The 1162-nt window shown below is 41.2% G+C and carries 1 protein-coding gene; it reads left to right on the top strand.

Annotated elements, in window-relative coordinates; all coding sequences use genetic code 11:
* Positions 1 to 101: 101 nt before the first annotated feature.
* The coding region (locus tag SC79_RS19650) for an IS1182 family transposase (protein ID WP_039076502.1) at positions 102 to 1162 on the top strand (1061 nt) is incomplete at its 3' end.

The following is a 1162-nucleotide window of genomic DNA, read 5'->3' as shown; positions in this document are numbered from 1 at the left end:
TCAGGCTGTCGAGAAAATCTCGACAGCCTTTATTTTTCCTTAAAATATCCATTCTTCTGTAATAAAATAAAAGAAAGACTAAAAAGGACGGTGTCTTTCTTATGTTCCACACAAGAAATTCTTCTCAAAACGCAGCTGAATTTGTTCTGCTTGACCAACTCGTCGAAGAGGATCACCTGCTTCGAAAAATTGATAAACACATCGACTTCTCTTTTATCATTGAAAAGGTTAAGCCTTACTACAGCGAAAACAAAGGCCGCCCCTCACTCGACCCGCTGATTTTATTCAAAATGATGTTTATCGGCTACCTCTACGGTATCCGTTCAGAAAGACAGCTTGAAAAAGAAATTTACTACAATATGGCGTACAGATGGTTTTTGGGCCTGAATATCAATGACCCAGTTCCGCACCACTCCACCATCAGCTGGAACAGACGCACCCGCTTTAAAGATACAACGATTTTCCAAGACATTTTTGATGAGATCGTTCTTCAGGCCATCAATCATGATATGGTGGGCGGACGTGTCCTTTTCACTGATTCAACTCATCTGAAAGCCAATGCCAACAAGCACAAATACACAAGAAAAACGATTGAACAGGATACACAAAACTATATCGAAGATTTAAATGAAGCCATTCAAGAAGATCGGGAGGAGCACGGAAAAAAGCCATTACCAGCCAAAGAGGAGGTGAAAGCTGAAAAAGAGATCCGCCACAGTACAACTGATCCTGAAAGTGGATATATGTATCGTGAAAACAAACCGGAGGGTTTCTTTTACTTAGATCACCGAACAACGGATATGAAACATAACATTATCACCGACGCCTATGTCACGCCTGGAAATGTCCATGATTCTGTGCCCTATCTTGACCGATTAGATCACCAAATTGCACGATTTGATTTTGAAGTAGAAGCCGTCGCTCTTGATTCTGGTTATTTGACGACTCCGATCTGTAAAGGATTAGCTGACCGCCATATTTTTGGCGTTATTGCCCATAGACGATATCACCCTACTAGAGGCTTGTTTCCAAAATGGAAGTTTCATTATGACAGTGAACAAGACAGATACATTTGCCCGAACCAGCAAACACTTACATACTCAACAACTGACCGAAAAGGCTACCGGTCATATAAATCAAATCCTGAAACCTGTTCCGCATG

The sequence above is a fragment of the Bacillus sp. MSP13 genome (assembly GCF_000815295.1).
Classification (GTDB): Bacteria; Bacillota; Bacilli; order Bacillales; family Bacillaceae; genus Bacillus; species Bacillus vallismortis.
Note: the sequence above shows the minus strand (reverse complement) of the source record. Positions and strands in the feature narration are given on the sequence as shown.